The following is a 25,784-nucleotide window of genomic DNA, read 5'->3' as shown; positions in this document are numbered from 1 at the left end:
GGGGATGGCAAAAAGATGCGTTATTTTACGCTGCTCTCCCGTTATGTGCGGAGCGCACCTTGCGCAACGGAGCGAATTCGGGTGCAATGTGCAACCAGGTTAATAAAACGCTACATTTGAAATTTCGGCACATTCCATGGCGAATCCTGGCGAATGCGCCGGCAACAAAGGATTACCGATGGCCCAATATGCATTCGATGTGTCGGTCAGGACCCAGTTCCTGCCTGAACAGTCCGATCCGGAACGCACCAACTTCGTGTTCACGTACTCGATCACGATCAGGAACACCGGCACGGTCGCCGCGCAGTTGATCTCGCGGCATTGGGTGATTACCGACGCGAACAATCACAAGCAGGAAGTGCGCGGCCTCGGCGTGGTGGGGCACCAGCCATTGCTGCAGCCGGGCGAACAGTTCGAATACACGAGCGGCACGGCATTGCAGACGCCGCAGGGGTCGATGGTAGGAGAATACTTCTGTGTGGCCGAGGATGGCCACCAGTTCGAAGTCAAGATTCCGGAATTCGTGCTCACGCTGCCGCACTCGCTCCACTGATCTACAATCGCATCATTCAGGCTGGTCCGGCCGTTTGGCCGGCGGCGTCTTTTTCTTTCCCGGCATCGTCCACCAGACGATGAACACGAGCAGGAACAGCGCCACCAACGCCTCGACTATCAGAATCCACATACCGCCTCCATGTTTTTCGTACGCCGTAGTCTACCCCGTATTTTCCAGCCGTTGAGCTGCATCGCCGTATCGGCAGTCCTGCTCGCCGGTTGCGTGGCGCCGCCCGCGCCCCAGCCTTCACCGGTACCGCAGCCGGCGCCCCAGCCGGTGCCCCCGTCTGTGCCCCAGCCACCCGCGGAGCCGGCCCAGCCGCCGGCGCCGCCATCGAAAACGGCGTTCGTGCCAGGCAGCTTTTCCGATCTGCCAGGCTGGTCGCGCGACGACTTGCGTGCCGCCTGGCCCGCCTTCCAGTCGTCCTGTTCCGTGATCGGCAGGCGCGCGGAGTGGAAGGAGGCCTGCGCGATCGCCCGCACCGTCAACGCCGGTGACGAGCGAGCCGTGCGGCTGTTCTTTGAAACCTTCCTCGTGCCGCATCGCGTGATCGCGCCGGACGGTGCTGACAGCGGCCTGGTCACCGGCTACTACGAGCCGTTGCTGCGCGGTGCGCGCAGGCAGGGTGGCCCGTACCAGACGCCTCTATATAAAGTGCCGGACGATATGCTGACGATCGACCTGGCCGGCGTTTATCCGGAACTGAAGGGCAAGAGGTTGCGCGGTCGGCTGCAGGGCAGGAAGGTGGTGCCGTACGCCAGCCGTGCCGAGATCGCGCGTGCCGATTTCAGTGGCAAGGAACTGCTGTGGGTCGACGACCCGGTGGAAGCGTTCTTCCTCGAGGTGCAGGGCTCCGGCCGCGTCCAGCTCGACAGTGGCGAAACCGTGCGCGTGGCGTATGCCGACCAGAACGGCCATCCCTACAAGTCGATCGGCAAGTGGCTGATCGAGCAGGGCGAGCTGACTTCCGAGCAGGCGTCCGCCCAGGGCATCAAGGCGTGGATCGCCGGTCACCCGACGCGCAGGCAGGAACTGCTGAACGTCAATCCGAGCTATGTATTCTTCAGGGAGGAAAAACTGCCGGACCCGAACGTGGGGCCGAAAGGTTCGCTGGGTGTGCCATTGACGCCGCAGCGCTCGGTGGCCGTGGACACGACGCAGATACCCGCCGGCGTGCCCCTGTACCTGTCCACCACGCAGGCCGCCAGCGAGATTCCGCTGCAGCGGCTCGTGATGGCGCAGGACACCGGTGGCGCGATTCGCGGCGCCATCCGGGTCGACTTCTTCTTTGGCTTCGGAACCGAAGCGGCGGAGAACGCGGGCCGGATGAAGCAGCGCGGCGAAGTATGGGTGCTGCTGCCGCGCCAGACCCGCTAGGACAGATTAACGAAGCACCAGTACCGGCAGCTCCGTGTGCGCCAGCACTTTCTGCGTTTCGCTGCCAAGGAACAGTTTGTTCAAGCCCGTGCGGCCGTGCGAGGCCATCAGGATGATGTCGCAATTGTGCTTTTGCGCGGCATCGATGATTTCCTTGTACGGCGTGTGGGAATTGACGACGACGCCTTCGAACGGCACGCCGGCCGTGGCGCACGCAGCCGCCACCTTGTTGATGTGCGCCTGGGCGGTGGTGGCGATCTGGGTTTCAAACACTGCCGCGTCCGGTACCACCGCGCCTTCGGCCATCGGCACGAACGGGAACGGCTGGGCCACGCAGATCGAGATGATGCGCGCGCCATGCACCTGGGCGAAGCGGATCGCGAGGTCGGTGGCTTTTACGGCCAGGTCGGACCCATCGGTGGGTAACAGGATGTTCTTGAACATGATGGTCCCCTTGCAAAGTTGGCAATGCACCAGTGTATTGCCAGCATCGTGTCAGGGGCGCACGCTTCGGATCGCGCGCGATGAGACTACCCCGGCGGTCAGCAGCACGCCACCCACGGCAATGCAGTACAACGCCGGCCGCACGCCGAGATGGTCGCCCGCATAGCCGGCAACGAGCGCACCCAGCGGCGCTACCGCCACCGTCAGGAAACGCATCGTGGAGATCATCCGGCCCAGCATCTCATCCGGAGTCACGCTCTGGCGCAGCGCCTGGTAGGGCACGAAGAACAGCATGGCTCCCAGGTCGAAGAAGAATATCAGTACGGCATAGGCTGCCGCACTGAACCGGGCATCGCCGAACAGGTCGCGGGGGATCAGCGGCATCAGCACGAAGCCGAGCGCCATGGATGCCGTGCCGATCATGATGGTGATGCCGGCGCCATAGCGCCGGTTCAATGGCCGCAACAGCAGGGAACTGACGAAGACGCCCATCCCGCCGAGCATCTGCGCCATGCCGAGCGTGCCCGCGCTCATGCCCAGCTCGCGCGTGGCGAACAGCACGAGCAGCGCCGAGTAGCCATAGAAAAGGATGTGCCAGGCGCCGGCGACCCAGGCCAGCGCCCGCAGCAGCGGCTGTTTCCAGATGAAGGCAAAGCCGGCGCGAACGTCGTGCAGCGGATGCCGCTCGCTGCGCGGCGGCACTGCTTCGCGCATCTTCACGCGGCCGATGTTCCAGACCGAGATGAAGAACGTGGCCGCGTTGGCGATGATCGCCACCGGTGCCGTCAGCCACTGGATCAGGATGCCGGCAAGGCCGGGCGCCAGCAGGCGCGAAATGGAATCGGTGCTGGCGAAGCGGGACTGTGCTTCGACCATCCTCTCGCGGCCAACAAGCAGCGTGAGGAAAATTTGCTCCGCGCCGCCGCCGATGACACTGCATGCGCCCTGGACGGCTGCCACCGCATACAGCCACGGCATGCCCAGCAGGTCGAACCACCACGCGACGGGAATCGAGGCGAGTGAAATGCCCTGGGCTGCCTTGCTGCCCAGCAGGATCGGCAGCTTGCGGCTGCGGTCCAGCAGTACGCCCGCGGGCAGCGCAAGAATCGCGAACGGAATTGCCTGGCAGGCGGTCAGCATGCCCATTTGCGCCGGCGTCGCGTGCAGCAGCAATACCGCGCAGAGGGGTAGAGCAAGCGTGCCAATCTGCGAGCCAAAGCTCGTCAGCACCATGCTGGCCCAGTAGCGGCGGAAGTCGGTACTGGACAGGAGCGCATCGCTGCGCCAGCGTTCGACGATCGAGGAGAGAAGTGGTAGGGCCATCGGTTGGCGGATCATAGCAGCCATGGCGGTATGGGAATGCCTCGCTGATGGCGCTACAATCGCCCGATCGAATCGTCCCGGAGAAAAGCATGCAATATGAAGACCTGATCGTCGAAGTCCATGGCAAGGTGGCGCTGATCCGCCTGAACCGACCCAAGGCGCTCAATGCGCTGAATGACCGCATGATGAACGAGCTGGGCGAGGCATTCGCCGGCTTCGACAAGGATCCGCAGATCGGCTGCATCGTCTTGACCGGCAGCGAAAAGGCCTTCGCGGCAGGCGCGGACATTCCGGCGATGATCGACTACACCTACCAGGACACTTACCGGGACAACTACATTACCCGCAACTGGGAGCACATCCTGAAGGTGCGCACGCCGGTCATCGGCGCGGTCGCCGGCTATGCGCTGGGCGGCGGCTGCGAACTGGCGATGATGTGCGATTTCGTGATCGCGGCGGACACGGCGAAATTCGGCCAGCCGGAAATCAAGATCGGTGTCACGCCGGGCGCCGGCGCCACGCAGCGGCTGCCCCGTGCGGTTGGCAAGGCCAAGGCGATGGACATGCTGCTGACGGCACGTACCATCGATGCGGCGGAAGCGGAGCGCACCGGCCTCGTATCGCGCGTGGTCCCGGCGGACAAGCTGCTTGAAGAAGCGCTGGCGGCGGCAACTACGATCGCCTCGATGCCGCTGTCGGTGGCCATGCAGATCAAGGAGGCGGTTAACGTCGCCTATGAAATACCGCTGACGGAAGGTGTGCGCTACGAGCGCCGGCTGTTCCATGCCGCGTTCGGCACGCCGGCCCAACGCGAAGGCATGCATGCCTTCCTCGAAAAGCGCTTGCCAAACTTCGAGGGGCTTTGATATAGTTCTGTCCCTCGCAGCAACGCAGCTGTCACGAAAGTGAAACAAGCAAGTTGAGGCGGGGCAGAAAGAAGCTTGACGAATCGCACGAAACACTCGATAATCTTGCCTCTCTGCTGCTGACAAACACAACGATTTGTCTACGGGTTGATCCCGAAATGCAGAACCGCTGAAAAGCGAAGAATTCTTTAACAATCAACAGTCGATAAGTGTGGGCGTTTGATGTGATGTGCCTCCGGACTTCGGTTCGGAATGCTCAAAATATAGCAACAAACGCTTACACAAGTAATAAATGTAATCATCTTCGGATGATTCGTCAGTTATTTGAGTGAGCTTATCAGTCCAGTGGACTGATAAGAACCATTTCGGTGGTTCGCGAAAACAGAGATTAAACTGAAGAGTTTGATCCTGGCTCAGATTGAACGCTGGCGGCATGCTTTACACATGCAAGTCGAACGGCAGCGCGGGCTTCGGCCTGGCGGCGAGTGGCGAACGGGTGAGTAATATATCGGAACGTGCCCAAGAGTGGGGGATAACGTAGCGAAAGTTACGCTAATACCGCATACGATCCAAGGATGAAAGCAGGGGACCGCAAGGCCTTGTGCTCCTGGAGCGGCCGATATCTGATTAGCTAGTTGGTGAGGTAAAGGCTCACCAAGGCGACGATCAGTAGCTGGTCTGAGAGGACGACCAGCCACACTGGAACTGAGACACGGTCCAGACTCCTACGGGAGGCAGCAGTGGGGAATTTTGGACAATGGGGGCAACCCTGATCCAGCAATGCCGCGTGAGTGAAGAAGGCCTTCGGGTTGTAAAGCTCTTTTGTCAGGGAAGAAAAGGGTACGGCTAATATCCGTGCCTCATGACGGTACCTGAAGAATAAGCACCGGCTAACTACGTGCCAGCAGCCGCGGTAATACGTAGGGTGCAAGCGTTAATCGGAATTACTGGGCGTAAAGCGTGCGCAGGCGGTTTTGTAAGTCTGTTGTGAAATCCCCGGGCTTAACCTGGGAATGGCAATGGAGACTGCAAGGCTAGAGTTTGGCAGAGGGGGGTAGAATTCCACGTGTAGCAGTGAAATGCGTAGAGATGTGGAGGAACACCGATGGCGAAGGCAGCCCCCTGGGTCAAGACTGACGCTCATGCACGAAAGCGTGGGGAGCAAACAGGATTAGATACCCTGGTAGTCCACGCCCTAAACGATGTCTACTAGTTGTTGGGTCTTAATTGACTTAGTAACGCAGCTAACGCGTGAAGTAGACCGCCTGGGGAGTACGGTCGCAAGATTAAAACTCAAAGGAATTGACGGGGACCCGCACAAGCGGTGGATGATGTGGATTAATTCGATGCAACGCGAAAAACCTTACCTACCCTTGACATGTCAGGAATCCTGGAGAGATCCGGGAGTGCCCGAAAGGGAGCCTGAACACAGGTGCTGCATGGCTGTCGTCAGCTCGTGTCGTGAGATGTTGGGTTAAGTCCCGCAACGAGCGCAACCCTTGTCATTAGTTGCTACGAAAGAGCACTCTAATGAGACTGCCGGTGACAAACCGGAGGAAGGTGGGGATGACGTCAAGTCCTCATGGCCCTTATGGGTAGGGCTTCACACGTCATACAATGGTACATACAGAGGGCCGCCAACCCGCGAGGGGGAGCTAATCCCAGAAAGTGTATCGTAGTCCGGATTGTAGTCTGCAACTCGACTGCATGAAGTTGGAATCGCTAGTAATCGCGGATCAGCATGTCGCGGTGAATACGTTCCCGGGTCTTGTACACACCGCCCGTCACACCATGGGAGCGGGTTTTACCAGAAGTAGGTAGCTTAACCGCAAGGAGGGCGCTTACCACGGTAGGATTCGTGACTGGGGTGAAGTCGTAACAAGGTAGCCGTATCGGAAGGTGCGGCTGGATCACCTCCTTTCTAGAGTCGGCACGGATCGTCAAGATCGTGCATCAAACGCTCACACTTATCGACTGTCGAATGAAGAAGAAACAGTAGCACCGCTAGGTAACAATGCGGGTCTGTAGCTCAGCTGGTTAGAGCACCGTGTTGATAACGCGGGGGTCGTTGGTTCGAGCCCAACCAGACCCACCACGTATCAAGCACAAAGTTGTATCCCATGGGGGATTAGCTCAGCTGGGAGAGCACCTGCTTTGCAAGCAGGGGGTCGTCGGTTCGATCCCGTCATCCTCCACCAAGTTTAAGATGTCAAATCTAAGTCCTGAGATTTAGATTTGATCTTTTAGAGATCACTGCTGTTTCGTTCTTTAACAATCTGGAAGAAGTAAAGTTTTATTAAGCGTGCGAGACATCGCACACTTAGGGTAGTGTCCGAAAGGACGCATACAAAAAACTCATCAAACACAGTAGTAAATGCTTGTAGCTATAGCCGTCAAGGTTATAGGGACAAGTGAATAAGTGCACATGGTGGATGCCTTGGCGATTACAGGCGATGAAGGACGTAGAAGTCTGCGATAAGCTTCGGGGAGCTGACAAACGAGCATTGATCCGAAGATTTCCGAATGGGGAAACCCGGCCTTATAGGTCATCACTCACTGAATACATAGGTGTGTGAAGCGAACGCGGCGAACTGAAACATCTAAGTAGCTGCAGGAAAAGAAATCAACCGAGATTCCCAAAGTAGTGGCGAGCGAAATGGGAAGAGCCTGCATGTGATAGTCGGACTGGTAGTGGAACGCATTGGAAACTGCGGCCATAGCGGGTGATAGCCCCGTACGCGAAACCAGACCGGTGGTACTAAGCATGCGACAAGTAGGGCGGGACACGAGAAATCCTGTCTGAATATGGGGGGACCATCCTCCAAGGCTAAATACTCGTAATCGACCGATAGTGAACCAGTACCGTGAGGGAAAGGCGAAAAGAACCCCGGGAGGGGAGTGAAATAGATCCTGAAACCGTGTGCATACAAACAGTCGGAGCGGACTTGTTCCGTGACGGCGTACCTTTTGTATAATGGGTCAGCGACTTACATTCAGTAGCGAGGTTAACCATATAGGGGAGCCGCAGAGAAATCGAGTCCGAACAGGGCGCTAGTTGCTGGGTGTAGACCCGAAACCAAGTGATCTATCCATGGCCAGGTTGAAGGTGCGGTAACACGCACTGGAGGACCGAACCCACTAATGTTGAAAAATTAGGGGATGAGCTGTGGATAGGGGTGAAAGGCTAAACAAACTTGGAAATAGCTGGTTCTCTCCGAAAACTATTTAGGTAGTGCCTCAAGTATCACCATCGGGGGTAGAGCACTGTTATGGCTAGGGGGTCATCGCGACTTACCAAACCATTGCAAACTCCGAATACCGATGAGTGCGAGCTTGGGAGACAGACATCGGGTGCTAACGTCCGGTGTCAAGAGGGAAACAACCCAGACCGCCAGCTAAGGTCCCAAAGATTGGCTAAGTGGAAAACGAAGTGGGAAGGCTAAAACAGTCAGGATGTTGGCTTAGAAGCAGCCATCATTTAAAGAAAGCGTAATAGCTCACTGATCGAGTCGTCCTGCGCGGAAGATGTAACGGGGCTAAGCCAGTCACCGAAGCTGCGGATATGCATTTATGCATATGGTAGGAGAGCGTTCTGTAAGCCTGCGAAGGTGTCTTGTAAAGGATGCTGGAGGTATCAGAAGTGCGAATGCTGACATGAGTAGCGATAATGCGGGTGAAAAGCCCGCACGCCGTAAGCCCAAGGTTTCCTGTTCAACGTTCATCGGAGCAGGGTGAGTCGGCCCCTAAGGCGAGGCAGAGATGCGTAGCTGATGGGAAGCAGGTTAATATTCCTGCACCGTCGTATGATGCGATGGGGGGACGGATCGCGGAAGGTTGTCTGACTGTTGGAATAGTCAGTTTCTGGTTCATAGAAGGTGCTTAGGCAAATCCGGGCACGTAATTCAAGGGACTGGGACGAAGGATCATTGATCCTGTAGCAATCGGAAGTGGTTCCAAGAAAAGCCTCTAAGCTTCAGTCATACGAGACCGTACCGCAAACCGACACAGGTGGGCGAGATGAGTATTCTAAGGCGCTTGAGAGAACTCGGGAGAAGGAACTCGGCAAATTGGTACCGTAACTTCGGGAAAAGGTACGCCCCAGTAGCTTGACCACTTTACTGTGGAAGGGTGACAGGGTTGCAATAAAATGGTGGCTGCGACTGTTTAATAAAAACACAGCACTCTGCAAACACGAAAGTGGACGTATAGGGTGTGACGCCTGCCCGGTGCTGGAAGATTAAATGATGGGGTGCAAGCTCTTGATTGAAGTCCCAGTAAACGGCGGCCGTAACTATAACGGTCCTAAGGTAGCGAAATTCCTTGTCGGGTAAGTTCCGACCTGCACGAATGGCGTAACGATGGCCACACTGTCTCCTCCCGAGACTCAGCGAAGTTGAAGTGTTTGTGATGATGCAATCTACCCGCGGCTAGACGGAAAGACCCCATGAACCTTTACTGTAGCTTTGCATTGGACTTTGAACCAATCTGTGTAGGATAGGTGGGAGGCTTTGAAGCGGGGACGCCAGTTCTCGTGGAGCCAACCTTGAAATACCACCCTGGTTTGTTTGAGGTTCTAACCTTGGTCCGTTATCCGGATCGGGGACAGTGCATGGTAGGCAGTTTGACTGGGGCGGTCTCCTCCTAAAGTGTAACGGAGGAGTTCGAAGGTACGCTAGGTACGGTCGGACATCGTGCTAATAGTGCAATGGCATAAGCGTGCTTAACTGCGAGACCGACAAGTCGAGCAGGTACGAAAGTAGGACATAGTGATCCGGTGGTTCTGTATGGAAGGGCCATCGCTCAACGGATAAAAGGTACTCTGGGGATAACAGGCTGATTCCTCCCAAGAGTTCATATCGACGGGGGAGTTTGGCACCTCGATGTCGGCTCATCACATCCTGGGGCTGTAGCCGGTCCCAAGGGTATGGCTGTTCGCCATTTAAAGTGGTACGTGAGCTGGGTTTAAAACGTCGTGAGACAGTTTGGTCCCTATCTGCCGTGGGCGTTGGAAATTTGAAGGGGGCTGCTCCTAGTACGAGAGGACCGGAGTGGACGAACCTCTGGTGTACCGGTTGTCACGCCAGTGGCATTGCCGGGTAGCTAAGTTCGGAAGAGATAACCGCTGAAAGCATCTAAGCGGGAAACTTGCCTTAAGATGAGATTTCCCGGAGCCTTGAGCTCCTTGAAGGGTCGTTCGAGACCAGGACGTTGATAGGTCAGGTGTGGAAGTGCAGTAATGCATTAAGCTAACTGATACTAATTGCCCGTACGGCTTGTCCCTATAACCTTGACGGTTATGAATCATGATGATTCCTTGCATTTACTCTTTGATGAGATGTATTTAAATACTACAACCCAACTTTACTTCTTCCGGATTGAGCAGTGACGTTGCCCCATAGGGAACGGCACTGCGTACAAGTCATGCCTGATGACCATAGCAAGTCGGTCCCACCCCTTCCCATCCCGAACAGGACCGTGAAACGACTTTGCGCCGATGATAGTGCTGCAACCAGTGTGAAAGTAGGTTATCGTCAGGCTGTTATATAGAAAAACCCCGTTAGCATGTGCTGGCGGGGTTTTTTGCTTTGGCGATTTGAAAACCGGTGACAGACCCCGGTTTCTGGGAAATGTTTCAAAATTTTTGGTGCCTGTCACTGGTTTTGGGCTGTACAAGTAAAACCCCGCCAGCGTGTGCTGGTGGGGTTTTTTGCTATCAGATCGAAAAAGCCTGGATCGGTAGAAACCTGTAGCGGAACTGGAGATGCCTGCAGCTTATCGCTGCGAGCAGAACAGTATCCGTACTGTGTCAAATAAGCAGTGTTGTCCAAGCGCTCTACCGGGATAGTCGCATTGTCAAAACATCCTGCCATACAGGAAATTAATATTTCCCATATTATCCAATTATTCCATTTTAGAAATTGCGATGAATTTCTTCAGTGGAATTTCAAGGCTGGGATTTGAATGTCGAAGGCGGATCGACAATTAGAACATATAACATCGCGCGGCTTGGATGTTGCGTCAAAAATATTTATTTGCAAGCCTCCATCTGTGGCAGAGCTCGCACGCTGATATCCTCGCAGAACAAATTTCTAATAACGATATCTTTGGAGGTTCAATGAAGCTTACAACAGTCTCGCTAGTGACTGCCCTGGTTGCAGCCGACTATGCTGCCGCGGCCGCTCCTGTGCGCACGGAAATCACGCGTACTACTCGCGGGGTAGTCCACGTCAAGGCGACTGACTACCGCAGCCTGGGTTATGGCGCCGCGTATGCATATGCGGAAGATAACGTCTGCATGCTTGCCGATACTATTCTGACCGTACGCGGCGAGCGCTCCCGTTACTTTGGTGGAAACGCACCCGCCACCCAGCCGAAAAACGGCGAGTATGGCGCAGCACTCGATACTTTCTTCAAGCTGCCGAATGAGCAAAGTGACTTTTTCTTCAAGGGTTATATCGACCTTGAGCAATTGCGCGCAGGTTATGCGGCTGGTTCGGCCGACGTGGGTGAATTGCTGGCCGGTTTTGCGGAGGGATACAACCGCTACTTGAAGGATAAACCTGGCAACCTTCCTGCCGCGTGCAAGGGCGCTGCATGGGTGAAGCCGATCACAGTCGACGACGTTTACCTGATGATTGCGGAAAAGGCGCTGCATGCGAGCGGCGAGGCGTTTGCCGCCGCTATCGTGGGGGCATCGCGCGATCCGGATGAGCCGGTCAGCCTGGCGAAGGTCATGCCAAAAGCCGTTAGCGCGATGCCGACCGGTATTCCCGCCGGTGTCGGCAGCAATGCATTGGCGATCGGCAGTGAAGCCAGCGCGAATGGCAAGGGTATCCTGCTCGGCAATCCGCACTATCCGTGGACCAGCACCGACCGCTTTTACCAGGTGCACCTGACCATTCCTGGGCGTTACGATGCGATGGGCGTCAGCCTCGGCGGCTTGCCGGTCGTTTCCATCGGCTTCAACCGGAATGTCGCGTGGACGCATACCGTGACTGCCGCGCGGCACTTTACGACGTTCGGTCTGGCGCTCGATCCATCCGACCCTACCGGTACGACCTATTATTTCGATGGCGCTCCGCGCAAGATGACGGAGCGCACCGTGACCGTCGACGTGCTCCAGCAGGATGGCTCGCTGGCAGTGAAGAAGCGCACCTTTTATTTCAGCCACCAAGGCGCGGTGATCGTCCTGCCGCAGGCCGGCATCGGCTGGACGTCCCAAAGCGCGTTCGTGCTCGGCGACGCCAACCGCAGCAATACCCGCCTCGCGGAACAGTGGCTGAAAATGGGCCAGGCTGGCGACGTCAACGAACTGCAGAGCGCAATCCACGCGGTGAAGGGTTTGCCATGGGTGAATACGGTCGCGGCGGACCGCAAGGGCAATGCGCTGTATAGCGACGGCAGCGTGGTGCCCCACATGACGACCGACAAATTCATGCCTGAGTCCGAATGCCTGATCGTCCCTGAACTGCTTGCCTTCAACGGCAGCACCAGTGCCTGCGGCTGGGGGCAAGACCCCGACGCGCCGGCAGGCATCTTCGGCGAAGCCAATGCGCCGGCAACCGTGCGCCAGGATTATGTGGCCAATTCGAACGATTCATATTGGCTGAGCAATGCGAAAGAGCCCTTGACCGGTCCCGCGCCATTCGGCTATTCACCGCTGTACGGCCAGGCCGGCACGATGCAAACGCTGCGGACGCGCCTCGGCTTCAGGCAGATCGAGAACATGCTCGTGGAGCGCCAGTTCCTGCGAATGGACGACGTGCAGCAGCTGATGTTCGATAACCGCGTCTATGCGGCGGACCTGGTGATGCCATCGCTGTTGCAAGCCTGCGTGAAGTCGCTCGATGTGCGCGCGCTCGCGCCTTGTGCGACATTGGCAGCGTGGGACAGGAAGGCGGATGTCGACAGCCGCGGCACGGTGCTGTTCCGCGAATTCTGGAACATCGCCCGTACCACGCCGAATCTGTGGGCAACGCCGTTCAATCCCGCCGATCCGGTCAATACGCCGCGCGACATCGCCACGTCCACGCACCCAGCACTGATGACAGCGCTGCGTACCGCCAGCGCAAAGCTGCAATCCTTGGGTATGCCGCTGTATGGCCGCCTGGGTGACTACCAGACGGAGCTGCGCAACAACAAGCGCCATGCACTCCATGGTGGCCAGGGCGACGAGGATGGAACGTACAACACGCTGACCATGCGCGGCACGCTGACATCGAGGGGCTACCAGGATGTCGAGTGGGGTACCAGCTATGTCCAGCTGGTAGGGTTCGACAACTCGGGTCCCGTAGCGAAAGGTTTGCTCGTGTATGGGCAGTCGGTCAATCCCAAGTCGCCGTACTACGCCGACCAGCTGCCCCTGTTCACGCAAAAGCGCCTGCCTGGGTTGCCGTTCACGGAAGCCCAGATCAAGGCCGAGCGCATCGGTTCGCAGGTATTGACCGAGCGCTGAACTCGCAACGCAAGTCCGAAAGCAGGTATCAGTCAAGCGGCAAGTTACGTGCGCGCGTTTGATACCTGTCAAGATCGTTGGTACCCGCTTCTCCATGATGGGTCGACACATGGGGGACTATCATGCGGATATCGATGATCGCGATACTGTGTTTTCTGCCGTGCTGGCTGTTGGCGGCCTGCGATGGAAACAGCCACGGCGCGCCACCGGCCCCGGCCGGGCGCGCCGGCCTGACCGCCGAAGTGACGCGCACTTCCCATGGCATCGTGCATATCCGTGCAAGCGACTTCGCCGGCCTCGGGTTCGGGCTGGCTTACGCATATGCGCAGGATAATGTGTGCATGCTGGCGGACAGCATCCTTACCGTTCGCGGCGAGCGATCCCGCTACTTCGGCGGCGAGGCGAAACCGACGGCCGGCGTGGACGGCGAATACAGCGTCGTCATCGACTACCTCAACCTGCACAATTTCGACCTGCGCAATGAAGAAAGCGACTTTTTCTTCAAGGCCTATCTCGATCCCGAGCGGCTGCGCGGCGGCTACCAGGAGGGGAGCGCCGAGGCGACTGCGCTGTTGTCGGGTTATGCGGCGGGATATAACCGCTATTTGCGGGAAAAGGCGGGCGACCTGCCGGCTGCCTGCCGGGGTGCCGCCTGGGTAAAGCCGATCACGGTCGATGACGTCCGCCTGATGATCGCGGAGAAGGCACTGCATGCCTCCGGCCAGTTGTTTGCGCGCGAGATCGTGGCAGCCGCGCGGGACGAACAGCAAGGCCCGGCAAGTGGCGACGCTCCATTCCCCGCCCGGAATAACGAAGGTCTCGGCAGCAATGCGATCGCACTGGGCGGCGACGCGTCCATCGATGGCAGGGGAATCTTGCTGGCCAATCCTCACTACCCCTGGTTCAACACCGACCGGTTCTATCAGGTGCACCTGACCGTGCCAGGCGTTTATGACGCGATGGGCGTGAGCCTGGGCGGCATTCCGATCGTCGTCATCGGTTTCAACAAGGACGTTGCCTGGACCCATACGGTAACGAAGGCTGCGCACTTCACCACGTTCCGCCTGCAGCTGGACAACAGCGACCCCAGCGGTTCAACCTACCTGCTGGACGGCGTGCCGACAAAAATATCGACGCGGGTCGTTACAGTGCAATCGCTGCAGGCCGACGGTACACTCCGCACCAAGCGCAAGACATTCCGCGACACGGCGCTGGGCATTGAAATGGCGGCGGCGGGATTGCCGCTGGGCGAGAACGCAATGCTCGTGCTTGGTGATCCCAATCGCCATAACACGCGCCTGATCGAGCAGTGGATCGCGATGGGCAAGGCCGACGGCGCTCCGGCTCTGCAGACGGCGATGGGCCGCATGGGGCTGCCGTGGGTGAACACCATCGCCGCGGACCGGCATGGCAATGCGCTCTTCGTCGACTACAGCGTGGTGCCCCACGTCGTACCGGAAAAGTTTGCGCCCGACTGCCTGCTGTTCGCGCCGTTGCTGGTATTCGATGGATCCCGCAAGACTTGCCATTGGGGTCAGGACACCAATGCCCCACCCGGCATATTCGCCGGCAGCAGCGCGCCGGCGCTGATCCGGCGCGACTACGTGGCCAATTCGAACGACGGCTATTGGCTGACCAACAGCCGTCAATTGTTGACTGGACCAGGCAGCGGCTTTTCGCCCTTGTATGGTCCAGTCGGCGTGCCGCAGCACCTGCGTACCCGCCTGGGATTCCTGCAACTGGACGAACGGTTGGCCGAGCGCGGCCGCCTCGGGATCGACGACCTGGAAGCGCTGCTGTTTTCAAACCGGGTCCATGCCGCGGAGCTCGTGGTGCCCGACCTGCTGGCGGGCTGCCGCGGCACAATGGACCAGCACCTGGCTGCCGCGTGCGCGGCGATCGCCGGCTGGGACCGTAGAGTCAACCTTGACAGCAAGGGTGCGGTCCTGTTCCGCGAATTCTGGCTGGAGGCTGCCGACATTCCCGACAAGTGGGCCGTGCCGTTCGATGCAGCCGATCCGGTGCATACACCGCGCGGTGTGGCCCCTGCGGCGCTCGCACCAATGCTTGCGGCGTTGCGGGAAACCGCATTGCGATTGTCGGCGCTGGGCATGCCACTGGATGCCGCGCTGGGCGAGCACCAGGTCGAAGTGCGCCAAAACGTGCGGTATCCAGTTCACGGCGGGATCGGTGACATCGATGCTGTCTACAACGCATTGCACATGAAGTCCCCATTGACGGAGCAGGGCTATCGGGACGTGGCATGGGGTACCAGCTATCTGCAACTGGTCGGCTTCGATAACAACGGGCCTGTCGCACGGGGGCTGCTCGCGTATGGCCAGTCGACCGATCCCGCCTCGCCGTACTATGCGGACCAGCTGCCGTTGTACGCCGAGAAGCGCCTCGTGCCATTGCCATTCACGCGGGAACAAATAGAGGAGGATGGAGGCTATCAGCGGGCGACAGTTTCTGAAAAATAGCCCTTGCCGACGAGCAGTGCGTTTGTTATAGTTCTGTCCCTCGCAGCAACGCAGCTGTCACGAAAGTGAAACAAGCAAGTTGAGGCGGGGCAGAAAGAAGCTTGACGAATCGCACGAAACACTCGATAATCTTGCCTCTCTGCTGCTGACAAACACAACGATTTGTCTACGGGTTGATCCCGAAATGCAGAACCGCTGAAAAGCGAAGAATTCTTTAACAATCAACAGTCGATAAGTGTGGGCGTTTGATGTGATGTGCCTCCGGACTTCGATCCGGAATGCTCAAAATATAGCAACAAACGCTTACACAAGTAATAAACGTAATCATCTTCGGATGATTCGTCAGTTATTTGAGTGAGTGACCATGTCGGAAACGACATAAAACAGAGATTAAACTGAAGAGTTTGATCCTGGCTCAGATTGAACGCTGGCGGCATGCTTTACACATGCAAGTCGAACGGCAGCGCGGGCTTCGGCCTGGCGGCGAGTGGCGAACGGGTGAGTAATATATCGGAACGTGCCCAAGAGTGGGGGATAACGTAGCGAAAGTTACGCTAATACCGCATACGATCCAAGGATGAAAGCAGGGGACCGCAAGGCCTTGTGCTCCTGGAGCGGCCGATATCTGATTAGCTAGTTGGTGAGGTAAAGGCTCACCAAGGCGACGATCAGTAGCTGGTCTGAGAGGACGACCAGCCACACTGGAACTGAGACACGGTCCAGACTCCTACGGGAGGCAGCAGTGGGGAATTTTGGACAATGGGGGCAACCCTGATCCAGCAATGCCGCGTGAGTGAAGAAGGCCTTCGGGTTGTAAAGCTCTTTTGTCAGGGAAGAAAAGGGTACGGCTAATATCCGTGCCTCATGACGGTACCTGAAGAATAAGCACCGGCTAACTACGTGCCAGCAGCCGCGGTAATACGTAGGGTGCAAGCGTTAATCGGAATTACTGGGCGTAAAGCGTGCGCAGGCGGTTTTGTAAGTCTGTTGTGAAATCCCCGGGCTTAACCTGGGAATGGCAATGGAGACTGCAAGGCTAGAGTTTGGCAGAGGGGGGTAGAATTCCACGTGTAGCAGTGAAATGCGTAGAGATGTGGAGGAACACCGATGGCGAAGGCAGCCCCCTGGGTCAAGACTGACGCTCATGCACGAAAGCGTGGGGAGCAAACAGGATTAGATACCCTGGTAGTCCACGCCCTAAACGATGTCTACTAGTTGTTGGGTCTTAATTGACTTAGTAACGCAGCTAACGCGTGAAGTAGACCGCCTGGGGAGTACGGTCGCAAGATTAAAACTCAAAGGAATTGACGGGGACCCGCACAAGCGGTGGATGATGTGGATTAATTCGATGCAACGCGAAAAACCTTACCTACCCTTGACATGTCAGGAATCCTGGAGAGATCCGGGAGTGCCCGAAAGGGAACCTGAACACAGGTGCTGCATGGCTGTCGTCAGCTCGTGTCGTGAGATGTTGGGTTAAGTCCCGCAACGAGCGCAACCCTTGTCATTAGTTGCTACGAAAGAGCACTCTAATGAGACTGCCGGTGACAAACCGGAGGAAGGTGGGGATGACGTCAAGTCCTCATGGCCCTTATGGGTAGGGCTTCACACGTCATACAATGGTACATACAGAGGGCCGCCAACCCGCGAGGGGGAGCTAATCCCAGAAAGTGTATCGTAGTCCGGATTGTAGTCTGCAACTCGACTGCATGAAGTTGGAATCGCTAGTAATCGCGGATCAGCATGTCGCGGTGAATACGTTCCCGGGTCTTGTACACACCGCCCGTCACACCATGGGAGCGGGTTTTACCAGAAGTAGGTAGCTTAACCGTAAGGAGGGCGCTTACCACGGTAGGATTCGTGACTGGGGTGAAGTCGTAACAAGGTAGCCGTATCGGAAGGTGCGGCTGGATCACCTCCTTTCTAGAGTTGGCACGGATCGCAAGATCGTGCATCAAACGCTCACACTTATCGACTGTCGAATGAAGAAGAAACAGTAGCACCGCTAGGTACGCAGGTATCAACTACGCGGGTCTGTAGCTCAGCTGGTTAGAGCACCGTGTTGATAACGCGGGGGTCGTTGGTTCGAGCCCAACCAGACCCACCACGTCGTATCTATCAATATCGTGCACAAGTTGTATCCCCGGGGGATTAGCTCAGCTGGGAGAGCACCTGCTTTGCAAGCAGGGGGTCGTCGGTTCGATCCCGTCATCCTCCACCAAGTTTTTGAGATGTCAAATCTAAGTCCTGAGATTTAGATTTGATCTTTTAGAGATCACTGCTGTTTCGTTCTTTAACAATCTGGAAGAAGTAAAGTTTTATTAAGCGTGCGAGACATCGCACACTTAGGGTAGTGTCCGAAAGGACGCATACAAAAAACTCATCAAACACAGTAGTAAATGCTTGTAGCTATAGCCGTCAAGGTTATAGGGACAAGTGAATAAGTGCACATGGTGGATGCCTTGGCGATTACAGGCGATGAAGGACGTAGAAGTCTGCGATAAGCTTCGGGGAGCTGACAAACGAGCATTGATCCGAAGATTTCCGAATGGGGAAACCCGGCCTTATAGGTCATCACTCACTGAATACATAGGTGTGTGAAGCGAACGCGGCGAACTGAAACATCTAAGTAGCTGCAGGAAAAGAAATCAACCGAGATTCCCAAAGTAGTGGCGAGCGAAATGGGAAGAGCCTGCATGTGATAGTCGGACTGGTAGTGGAACGCATTGGAAACTGCGGCCATAGCGGGTGATAGCCCCGTACGCGAAACCAGACCGGTGGTACTAAGCATGCGACAAGTAGGGCGGGACACGAGAAATCCTGTCTGAATATGGGGGGACCATCCTCCAAGGCTAAATACTCGTAATCGACCGATAGTGAACCAGTACCGTGAGGGAAAGGCGAAAAGAACCCCGGGAGGGGAGTGAAATAGATCCTGAAACCGTGTGCATACAAACAGTCGGAGCGGACTTGTTCCGTGACGGCGTACCTTTTGTATAATGGGTCAGCGACTTACATTCAGTAGCGAGGTTAACCGAATAGGGGAGCCGCAGAGAAATCGAGTCCGAACAGGGCGTTAGTTGCTGGGTGTAGACCCGAAACCAAGTGATCTATCCATGGCCAGGTTGAAGGTGCGGTAACACGCACTGGAGGACCGAACCCACTAATGTTGAAAAATTAGGGGATGAGCTGTGGATAGGGGTGAAAGGCTAAACAAACTTGGAAATAGCTGGTTCTCTCCGAAAACTATTTAGGTAGTGCCTCAAGTATCACCATCGGGGGTAGAGCACTGTTATGGCTAGGGGGTCATCGCGACTTACCAAACCATTGCAAACTCCGAATACCGATGAGTGCGAGCTTGGGAGACAGACATCGGGTGCTAACGTCCGGTGTCAAGAGGGAAACAACCCAGACCGCCAGCTAAGGTCCCAAAGATTGGCTAAGTGGAAAACGAAGTGGGAAGGCTAAAACAGTCAGGATGTTGGCTTAGAAGCAGCCATCATTTAAAGAAAGCGTAATAGCTCACTGATCGAGTCGTCCTGCGCGGAAGATGTAACGGGGCTAAGCCAGTCACCGAAGCTGCGGATATGCATTTATGCATATGGTAGGAGAGCGTTCTGTAAGCCTGCGAAGGTGTCTTGTAAAGGATGCTGGAGGTATCAGAAGTGCGAATGCTGACATGAGTAGCGATAATGCGGGTGAAAAGCCCGCACGCCGTAAGCCCAAGGTTTCCTGTTCAACGTTCATCGGAGCAGGGTGAGTCGGCCCCTAAGGCGAGGCAGAGATGCGTAGCTGATGGGAAGCAGGTTAATATTCCTGCACCGTCGTATGATGCGATGGGGGGACGGATCGCGGAAGGTTGTCTGACTGTTGGAATAGTCAGTTTCTGGTTCATAGAAGGTGCTTAGGCAAATCCGGGCACGTAATTCAAGGGACTGGGACGAAGGATCATTGATCCTGTAGCAATCGGAAGTGGTTCCAAGAAAAGCCTCTAAGCTTCAGTCATACGAGACCGTACCGCAAACCGACACAGGTGGGCGAGATGAGTATTCTAAGGCGCTTGAGAGAACTCGGGAGAAGGAACTCGGCAAATTGGTACCGTAACTTCGGGAAAAGGTACGCCCCAGTAGCTTGACTGCTTTACTGCAGAAGGGTGACAGGGTTGCAATAAAATGGTGGCTGCGACTGTTTAATAAAAACACAGCACTCTGCAAACACGAAAGTGGACGTATAGGGTGTGACGCCTGCCCGGTGCTGGAAGATTAAATGATGGGGTGCAAGCTCTTGATTGAAGTCCCAGTAAACGGCGGCCGTAACTATAACGGTCCTAAGGTAGCGAAATTCCTTGTCGGGTAAGTTCCGACCTGCACGAATGGCGTAACGATGGCCACACTGTCTCCTCCCGAGACTCAGCGAAGTTGAAGTGTTTGTGATGATGCAATCTACCCGCGGCTAGACGGAAAGACCCCATGAACCTTTACTGTAGCTTTGCATTGGACTTTGAACCAATCTGTGTAGGATAGGTGGGAGGCTTTGAAGCGGGGACGCCAGTTCTCGTGGAGCCAACCTTGAAATACCACCCTGGTTTGTTTGAGGTTCTAACCTTGGTCCGTTATCCGGATCGGGGACAGTGCATGGTAGGCAGTTTGACTGGGGCGGTCTCCTCCTAAAGTGTAACGGAGGAGTTCGAAGGTACGCTAGGTACGGTCGGACATCGTGCTAATAGTGCAATGGCATAAGCGTGCTTAACTGCGAGACCGACAAGTCGAGCAGGTACGAAAGTAGGACATAGTGATCCGGTGGTTCTGTATGGAAGGGCCATCGCTCAACGGATAAAAGGTACTCTGGGGATAACAGGCTGATTCCTCCCAAGAGTTCATATCGACGGGGGAGTTTGGCACCTCGATGTCGGCTCATCACATCCTGGGGCTGTAGCCGGTCCCAAGGGTATGGCTGTTCGCCATTTAAAGTGGTACGTGAGCTGGGTTTAAAACGTCGTGAGACAGTTTGGTCCCTATCTGCCGTGGGCGTTGGAAATTTGAAGGGGGCTGCTCCTAGTACGAGAGGACCGGAGTGGACGAACCTCTGGTGTACCGGTTGTCACGCCAGTGGCATTGCCGGGTAGCTAAGTTCGGAAGAGATAACCGCTGAAAGCATCTAAGCGGGAAACTTGCCTTAAGATGAGATTTCCCGGAGCCTTGAGCTCCTTGAAGGGTCGTTCGAGACCAGGACGTTGATAGGTCAGGTGTGGAAGTGCAGTAATGCATTAAGCTAACTGATACTAATTGCCCGTACGGCTTGTCCCTATAACCTTGACGGTTATGAATCAATGATGATTCCTTGCATTTACTCTTTGATGAGACGTAGTTCAACACTACAACCCAAACTTACTTCTTCCAGATTGAGCAGTGACGTTGCCCCATAGGGAACGGCACTGCGTACAAGTCATGCCTGATGACCATAGCAAGTCGGTCCCACCCCTTCCCATCCCGAACAGGACCGTGAAACGACTTTGCGCCGATGATAGTGCTGCAACCAGTGTGAAAGTAGGTTATCGTCAGGCTGTTATACCGAGAGGGGCCACTGCGTGAACGCAGTGGCCTTTTTCATTAAGTGTGAGAGTAGTCGAGGCAATAAAACAGAATTCCGGCACCGCGCCAAATGCGCGAGCCGAGCAGGTCAAGTCTGATGACCACAGCATGTCGGTACCACCCCTTCCCATCCCGAACAGGACCGTGAAACGATAATGCGCCGATGATAGTGCTGCAACCAGTGTGAAAGTAGGTTATCGTCAGACTAGTTATTAGAGAGCCCCGCCAGCGCATGCTGCCGGGGCTTTTGTTTTTTTCGATGGTGGTGCTTGAATCAACCAGTCGACAGGGAATTCGATTGTGTGCAGACTCGTAAATATTGGCTGACCTCACTGATCCATGTGCCATGGTCTCGCCGCTGCGGCGGAGCCGGAAATGCACTGGTATGGCAATGATGCGCAGTGTGGTGAGGCGAAGATCACCGTGCGCTCGTATTGCCAGACTCCCGACATCGACGAAAACGCGGTGGTGCAGATGAATCGCGGCTGCGGCGAACAGGAACTGCGTATTGTCCAGCCGGGCAAAAAACCTGTGACACTCGATCTGCGCAAATACGAGCACGACAATGACGAAATGCGTATCGCCTCGTCGCTGCGCTGCGTGGCTGCAGGCACGAATCGCTATCTGCTTGTCATGTTCGACAACGGCGGCAGTTGCGATACGTGCGAAATTTCCGCGGTTTTAGGGCTGGATGGCCGCTGGAAATCATATGGAGAGAAATGGCTGGCAGTCTCGCGCAAGGAACGCGGCGCCATAGAGGCGGCCCAGCGTGACTGGCTGCAAGTGCCAACGCAGGATATCAATAACATGCAACGCGCAGAAGGCGAGTAACTTACCGACTTCACGTAGAAGGCACGTCGCATGAAATTTCGCAGTTCACTCACCGGCATCGTACTGTCGCACTGATCGGCAACCTTACGGCAGCCCGAAGTATTCAGAACTCGACAAGGTCCGGTAATCGCTAACGCTCGGCCGCGAGCCTGCTACCACCGCGGTGGCAACTGCTCACCCGGCATGACTTCATAAGGCGATGCCCAGCCAGGAATACCCTTCAGGCGCTCGACCCAGGCGCCGATGTTCGGCCAGCGCGCCGCCACGTCGATGCCGCTTTCTTCCTGCGGAAAGAAGTGATAACCGCTCAGCGAAAAATCCGCGATGGTCGGGTTGTCGCCGACGATGTATTCGCGGGTGGCCAGGTGCTTGTCGACGACCTTGAAGGCGCCTTCGATCCGGCCCAGCAGGAACTTCATGATGGCAGGATCTGGCGGCGTTTTCGCCAGCGCCTTCATGAACCGGTAGGTGGCGAAGTAGCTGGTGAACTTGTGGTTGTCGAACAGCAGCCAGCGCAGCACTTCGAGCTGCTCGCTTTCGGTGGCGCCGCCGAACCTTCCGTGCTTTTTCGCCAGGTAAGTGAGGATGGCCCCGGACTGGGTCAGGCGCAGCGGCCCGTCTTCGAGGATGGGCGCTTCGCCCATCTCGTTATGGTCGTCGCGCCAGGCTGGATCGGCAGTAATCCCGTTCAGGAAATCCACATGAACGGCCTCGAACGGCACATCCAGCGCACGCAGCATGAACGCCACCTTGAAGGCGTTTCCCGATTGGGCAAAGCAGTGAAGACGAACCATGCAACCTCCGGTTGATTATCATATCGTCATGATAATTCAAGGCGTGACACCCGCGACGATAACTTTGTCGTCATCGCGGTTACTGCGCCGCGGATTGTTCCGTGGCCGCCACCACCGTTCCCGCCTCGGCGGTCTTCGTGCCGCGGCTGATGCTTTCGCCGTCGTTCTTCTTCAATGTCCAGAACATGCCGGCCGACAGGATCGTCAAGCCAGCCAGCGTAAGGAAGGCGTGGTGCAGGGCGCTCGTCAGCACCACGCGGTCCGTCTGCGGCATGTCGCCCAGGTACCAGCCGGTGATCAGCGACCCGCAGGCCAGGCCAAAGCTCATCGACAGTTGCTGCATCGAGCTGGCCATCGTGCTGGCCATGCCGGAATCCTTCTGGTCGACGTCCGCATAGGCGATCGAATTCATGCTGGAAAATTGCAGCGAGTTGAAGAAACCCTGGCACAACGACAGCATTACGATCGCCCACAGCGGTGTGCCCAGCTGGACGAACGAGAACATCGCGATCGTCACGCCGATCATCGCCGTATTCACGATCAGCACTTGCCGATAGCCGAATTTCGCCAGCAGCCGCGCCGAGAAAAACTTCATGAACATGGCCGCCGCCGCCGAGGGCATCATCAGCAAGCCCGATTGCCATGCCGGCAGGCCGAGGCCCAGCTGGTACAGCAGCGGCAGCAGGAAGGGCAGGCCGCCCACGCCGAGGCGCGTGAAGAAGCCACCCAGCACCGACACGCGGAACGTGCGTATCCTGAACAACTGCAGCCGCAGCAGCGGGAATTGCTCACGCGTGGCATGCCAGGCATAGGCGGCCAGCAGGCAGATCGAAATCACGAACAGCACGCCCCACGACGTGATGTCGAGCCGGTGCTCGCCAAAGATCTCCAGCAGCCATGACAGCAGGGCGACACCGGTACCGAACAGGATAAGGCCCATCACATCGAGCGGCCGTGGTTCATCGCCCTTATAGTCGGGCATGTATTTGTGGGCGAGCCAGATCGCCACCAGGCCCACCGGCACGTTGATGAAGAAGATCTCCCGCCACGACATCCAGTGCACGATCAAGCCGCCGACGGTGGGGCCGAGCAAAGGCCCGATCAAGGCGGGAATGATCACGAAGTTCATGGCCGTCAGCAGCTCCGCCTTGGGAAACGTGCGCACGATCGTCAGCCGGCCCACCGGCATCATCATCGCCGCCCCGAAGCCCTGCAGCAATCGCGACGCCACCAGCATGGGAGAATTCACGGAAAGGCCGCACAGGACCGATGCCACGGTGAAGATGCCGATCGCCGTCATGAACACGCGCCGGGTGCCGTAGCGGTCCGCCATCCAGCCGCTGACGGGAATCGCCACCGCGAGGCTGAGGATATAGCTGGTGACAACCGCCTTGAGGCTCAAGGGCGTCACCATCAGGCTTGCGGCCATGCTGGGGATGGCGGTATTGACGATCGTGGAGTCGAGTTGCTCCATGAAGAGGGCCGTGGCAACGACCCAGGGCAGGTAGCGCTTGGTGATGGATTCTTGGCTGGACATGGAACGACGGCAGAAGGGCCTGCATGAGATACGTCCAGCGATTGTTGCACAAAGCGGCAAAGCGCGAAGCGCGCGGTCGCCGTGCCCCTACTTGTTGGGGAGCAGCGCCTCGAGCAATGGGGTGGTCGCATCGGCCAGCCGCTCCAGGCTCGCTTCGCGCAGCGCGCCCAGGTCCACGCTCCGGTCGCTGCCCAGCCCCGCCCAGCGCAGCAGCGCGGAGCATGCCCCCGGCGTGTCGAACACGCCGTGCAGGTAGGTGCCCAGCACCTGGCTGTCCGGCGACATCGCGCCTTCCGGGCGGCCGTCGATCTCGAATGCCGGCTGCGCCAGCGCTTCGCCACTCGAGACACCCATGTGTATCTCGTAGCCGGCGACCGGCGCATCCGCGAACAGGCAATTGCCCTGCACCTGCTGCAGCCGCTTTACCTGCGACATCGCGGTCGTCATGTCGAGCAGGCCCAGGCCCGGCGAATCGCCGGGCACGCCCTCCACGCCAAGCGGATCGCCGACCGATTGCCCCAGCATCTGGAAGCCCCCGCAAATGCCGATCACCTTGCCGCCGTAGCGCAGATGGTGTGCGATGCGCTGCGGCCAGCCCTGTGCCCGCAGCCAGGCCAGGTCGCCGCGTGTGTTCTTGCTGCCCGGGAGGACGATCAGGTCGGCGGGCGGAATGGCGTGGCCTTCGCGGATGAATTGCAGGTCCACGTCCGGATGGGCGCGCAGCGCGTCGAAGTCCGTGTGGTTGCTCATCCGCGGCAGGCTGGGCACCACCACGCGGAACGCGCCGCGGTGCTCCTGCGTGGGCTGCACCGCATCTTCCGCGTCGAGGAACAGGCCATGCAGGTAAGGCAGCACGGCCAGCACCGGCTTGCCGGTCTGCGCTTCCAGCCAGTCGAGACCCGGTTCCAGCAGTTTGATGTCGCCCCGGAAGCGGTTGATGACGAAGCCGATCACGCGCGCCCGCTCGCTCTCCGACAGGCACGACAGCGTGCCCACCAGGTGCGCGAACACACCGCCGCGGTCGATGTCCGCCACGATCACCACCGGGCAATCGACCGCCTCGGCAAAGCCCATGTTGGCGATGTCGCGGTCGCGCAGGTTGATCTCCGCCGGGCTGCCGGCGCCTTCGACGATGACCACGTCGTACTGCGCGGCGAGCCGCGCATGCGATTCGAGCACGGCCGCCATCGCCACTGTCTTGTACTGGTGGTAGTCGCGCGCGTTCATCTCGGCGCGCACCTTGCCGTGGATGATCACTTGCGCACCGATGTCGGAAGAGGGCTTCAGCAGCACCGGGTTCATATCCGTATGTGGCGCAATGCCTGCGGCTTGCGCCTGCAGGGCCTGGGCGCGGCCGATCTCGCCGCCATCAGCCGTGACGGCGCTGTTCAGCGCCATGTTCTGCGGCTTGAACGGTACGACGGAGACACCGTTGCGCTTCAGCAGCCGGCACAGCGCCGCCACCACCGTGGTCTTGCCGGCGTCGGACGTGGTGCCTTGCACCATCAGCGTCTTGAATGGAAAATGCAT

The 25,784-nt window shown here is 57.4% G+C and carries 11 protein-coding genes, 4 tRNA genes and 7 rRNA genes; 17 read left to right on the top strand and 5 right to left on the bottom strand.

The features are described 5' to 3' along the window. Positions 1-178: 178 nt before the first annotated feature. The gene (apaG, locus tag EWM63_RS09355; protein ID WP_130186275.1) at positions 179-553 is read left to right on the top strand and encodes a Co2+/Mg2+ efflux facilitator ApaG/CorD; all 375 of its coding nucleotides are present in this window, start codon (positions 179-181) and stop codon (positions 551-553) included. Between the two features lie 141 nt (positions 554-694). Beyond that, positions 695-1,933, top strand: coding sequence for a murein transglycosylase A (gene mltA, locus EWM63_RS09350; RefSeq protein ID WP_130186274.1), 1,239 nt, complete (start codon positions 695-697; stop codon positions 1,931-1,933). A 6-nt stretch (positions 1,934-1,939) separates the two neighbouring features. Here the strand turns inward: mltA and EWM63_RS09345 are convergent, their stop codons facing one another. Both EWM63_RS09345 and EWM63_RS09340 read right to left on the bottom strand, forming a co-directional pair. Then, a complete protein-coding gene (locus EWM63_RS09345; protein ID WP_130186273.1) occupies positions 1,940-2,377 on the bottom strand; it encodes a universal stress protein in 438 nt (145 codons plus the stop codon). Between the two features lie 51 nt (positions 2,378-2,428). Further along, positions 2,429-3,700 carry an MFS transporter gene (locus tag EWM63_RS09340; protein WP_130186272.1) on the bottom strand — a complete coding sequence of 424 codons (1,272 nt, stop codon included), beginning with the start codon at positions 3,698-3,700 and terminating at the stop codon, positions 2,429-2,431. An 89-nt stretch (positions 3,701-3,789) separates the two neighbouring features. Here EWM63_RS09340 and EWM63_RS09335 point away from each other — a divergent pair, with 89 nt between their 5' ends. The 15 genes from EWM63_RS09335 to EWM63_RS09265 all read left to right on the top strand — a co-directional run bounded on the left by EWM63_RS09335 (position 3,790) and on the right by EWM63_RS09265 (position 21,923). Then, positions 3,790-4,566, top strand: a complete 777-nt coding sequence (locus EWM63_RS09335) for an enoyl-CoA hydratase (protein WP_130186271.1) — start codon at positions 3,790-3,792, stop codon at positions 4,564-4,566. Positions 4,567-4,956: 390 nt separating this feature from the next. Next, positions 4,957-6,487, top strand: a 16S ribosomal RNA gene (locus EWM63_RS09330). Between the two features lie 97 nt (positions 6,488-6,584). Continuing rightward, a tRNA-Ile gene (locus EWM63_RS09325) sits at positions 6,585-6,661 on the top strand. Positions 6,662-6,688: 27 nt separating this feature from the next. Then, positions 6,689-6,764, top strand: a tRNA-Ala gene (locus EWM63_RS09320). A gap of 207 nt (positions 6,765-6,971) precedes the next feature. Next, positions 6,972-9,847, top strand: a 23S ribosomal RNA gene (locus tag EWM63_RS09315). Between the two features lie 143 nt (positions 9,848-9,990). Continuing rightward, positions 9,991-10,103: ribosomal RNA gene (gene rrf / locus EWM63_RS09310) — 5S ribosomal RNA — on the top strand. The 16S, 23S and 5S rRNA genes sit together here with 2 tRNA genes alongside, the layout of an rRNA operon. Before the next feature lie 473 nt (positions 10,104-10,576). Then, complete coding sequence (locus EWM63_RS09305; RefSeq protein ID WP_229487827.1) at positions 10,577-13,021, top strand: penicillin acylase family protein; 2,445 nt, start codon at positions 10,577-10,579, stop codon at positions 13,019-13,021. A 134-nt stretch (positions 13,022-13,155) separates the two neighbouring features. After that, the gene (locus EWM63_RS09300; protein ID WP_165390787.1) at positions 13,156-15,501 is read left to right on the top strand and encodes a penicillin acylase family protein; all 2,346 of its coding nucleotides are present in this window, start codon (positions 13,156-13,158) and stop codon (positions 15,499-15,501) included. A gap of 392 nt (positions 15,502-15,893) precedes the next feature. After that, positions 15,894-17,424, top strand: a 16S ribosomal RNA gene (locus EWM63_RS09295). 107 nt (positions 17,425-17,531) lie between these two features. Continuing rightward, a tRNA-Ile gene (locus EWM63_RS09290) sits at positions 17,532-17,608 on the top strand. Between the two features lie 38 nt (positions 17,609-17,646). After that, positions 17,647-17,722, top strand: a tRNA-Ala gene (locus EWM63_RS09285). Positions 17,723-17,931: 209 nt separating this feature from the next. Next, a 23S ribosomal RNA gene (locus tag EWM63_RS09280) occupies positions 17,932-20,807 on the top strand. Positions 20,808-20,951: 144 nt separating this feature from the next. Then, a 5S ribosomal RNA gene (gene rrf, locus EWM63_RS09275) occupies positions 20,952-21,064 on the top strand. A gap of 121 nt (positions 21,065-21,185) precedes the next feature. Beyond that, positions 21,186-21,298 (top strand): 5S ribosomal RNA (rrf, locus tag EWM63_RS09270). 169 nt (positions 21,299-21,467) lie between these two features. Continuing rightward, the gene (locus tag EWM63_RS09265; protein WP_130186269.1) at positions 21,468-21,923 is read left to right on the top strand and encodes a hypothetical protein; all 456 of its coding nucleotides are present in this window, start codon (positions 21,468-21,470) and stop codon (positions 21,921-21,923) included. A 152-nt stretch (positions 21,924-22,075) separates the two neighbouring features. Here the strand turns inward: EWM63_RS09265 and EWM63_RS09260 are convergent, their stop codons facing one another. The 3 genes from EWM63_RS09260 to EWM63_RS09250 form a co-directional block, all read right to left on the bottom strand. Next, positions 22,076-22,717: a glutathione S-transferase family protein gene (locus EWM63_RS09260; RefSeq protein WP_130186268.1), complete on the bottom strand. Its 642-nt coding sequence runs from the start codon at positions 22,715-22,717 to the stop codon at positions 22,076-22,078. 79 nt (positions 22,718-22,796) lie between these two features. Beyond that, a complete protein-coding gene (locus EWM63_RS09255) occupies positions 22,797-24,254 on the bottom strand; it encodes a DHA2 family efflux MFS transporter permease subunit (protein ID WP_130186267.1) in 1,458 nt (485 codons plus the stop codon). 87 nt (positions 24,255-24,341) lie between these two features. After that, complete coding sequence (locus EWM63_RS09250; RefSeq protein ID WP_130186266.1) at positions 24,342-25,784, bottom strand: cobyric acid synthase; 1,443 nt, start codon at positions 25,782-25,784, stop codon at positions 24,342-24,344.

The sequence above is a fragment of the Pseudoduganella lutea genome (assembly GCF_004209755.1).
Classification (GTDB): domain Bacteria; phylum Pseudomonadota; class Gammaproteobacteria; order Burkholderiales; family Burkholderiaceae_D; genus Rugamonas; species Rugamonas lutea.
The sequence above is the reverse complement of the archived record's forward strand: the minus strand, read 5'-3'. Positions and strand labels throughout refer to the sequence as shown.

Coding starts and splice junctions, on each gene's coding strand:
- apaG (WP_130186275.1), top strand. CDS start 179: ATGGCCCAATATGCATTCGATGTGTCGGTCAGGACCCAGTTCCTGCCT.
- mltA (WP_130186274.1), top strand. CDS start 695: ATGTTTTTCGTACGCCGTAGTCTACCCCGTATTTTCCAGCCGTTGAGC.
- EWM63_RS09345 (WP_130186273.1), bottom strand. CDS start 2,377: ATGTTCAAGAACATCCTGTTACCCACCGATGGGTCCGACCTGGCCGTA.
- EWM63_RS09340 (WP_130186272.1), bottom strand. CDS start 3,700: ATGGCCCTACCACTTCTCTCCTCGATCGTCGAACGCTGGCGCAGCGAT.
- EWM63_RS09335 (WP_130186271.1), top strand. CDS start 3,790: ATGCAATATGAAGACCTGATCGTCGAAGTCCATGGCAAGGTGGCGCTG.
- EWM63_RS09305 (WP_229487827.1), top strand. CDS start 10,577: ATGTTGCGTCAAAAATATTTATTTGCAAGCCTCCATCTGTGGCAGAGC.
- EWM63_RS09300 (WP_165390787.1), top strand. CDS start 13,156: ATGATCGCGATACTGTGTTTTCTGCCGTGCTGGCTGTTGGCGGCCTGC.
- EWM63_RS09265 (WP_130186269.1), top strand. CDS start 21,468: ATGCACTGGTATGGCAATGATGCGCAGTGTGGTGAGGCGAAGATCACC.
- EWM63_RS09260 (WP_130186268.1), bottom strand. CDS start 22,717: ATGGTTCGTCTTCACTGCTTTGCCCAATCGGGAAACGCCTTCAAGGTG.
- EWM63_RS09255 (WP_130186267.1), bottom strand. CDS start 24,254: ATGTCCAGCCAAGAATCCATCACCAAGCGCTACCTGCCCTGGGTCGTT.
- EWM63_RS09250 (WP_130186266.1), bottom strand. CDS start 25,784: ATGCATTTTCCATTCAAGACGCTGATGGTGCAAGGCACCACGTCCGAC.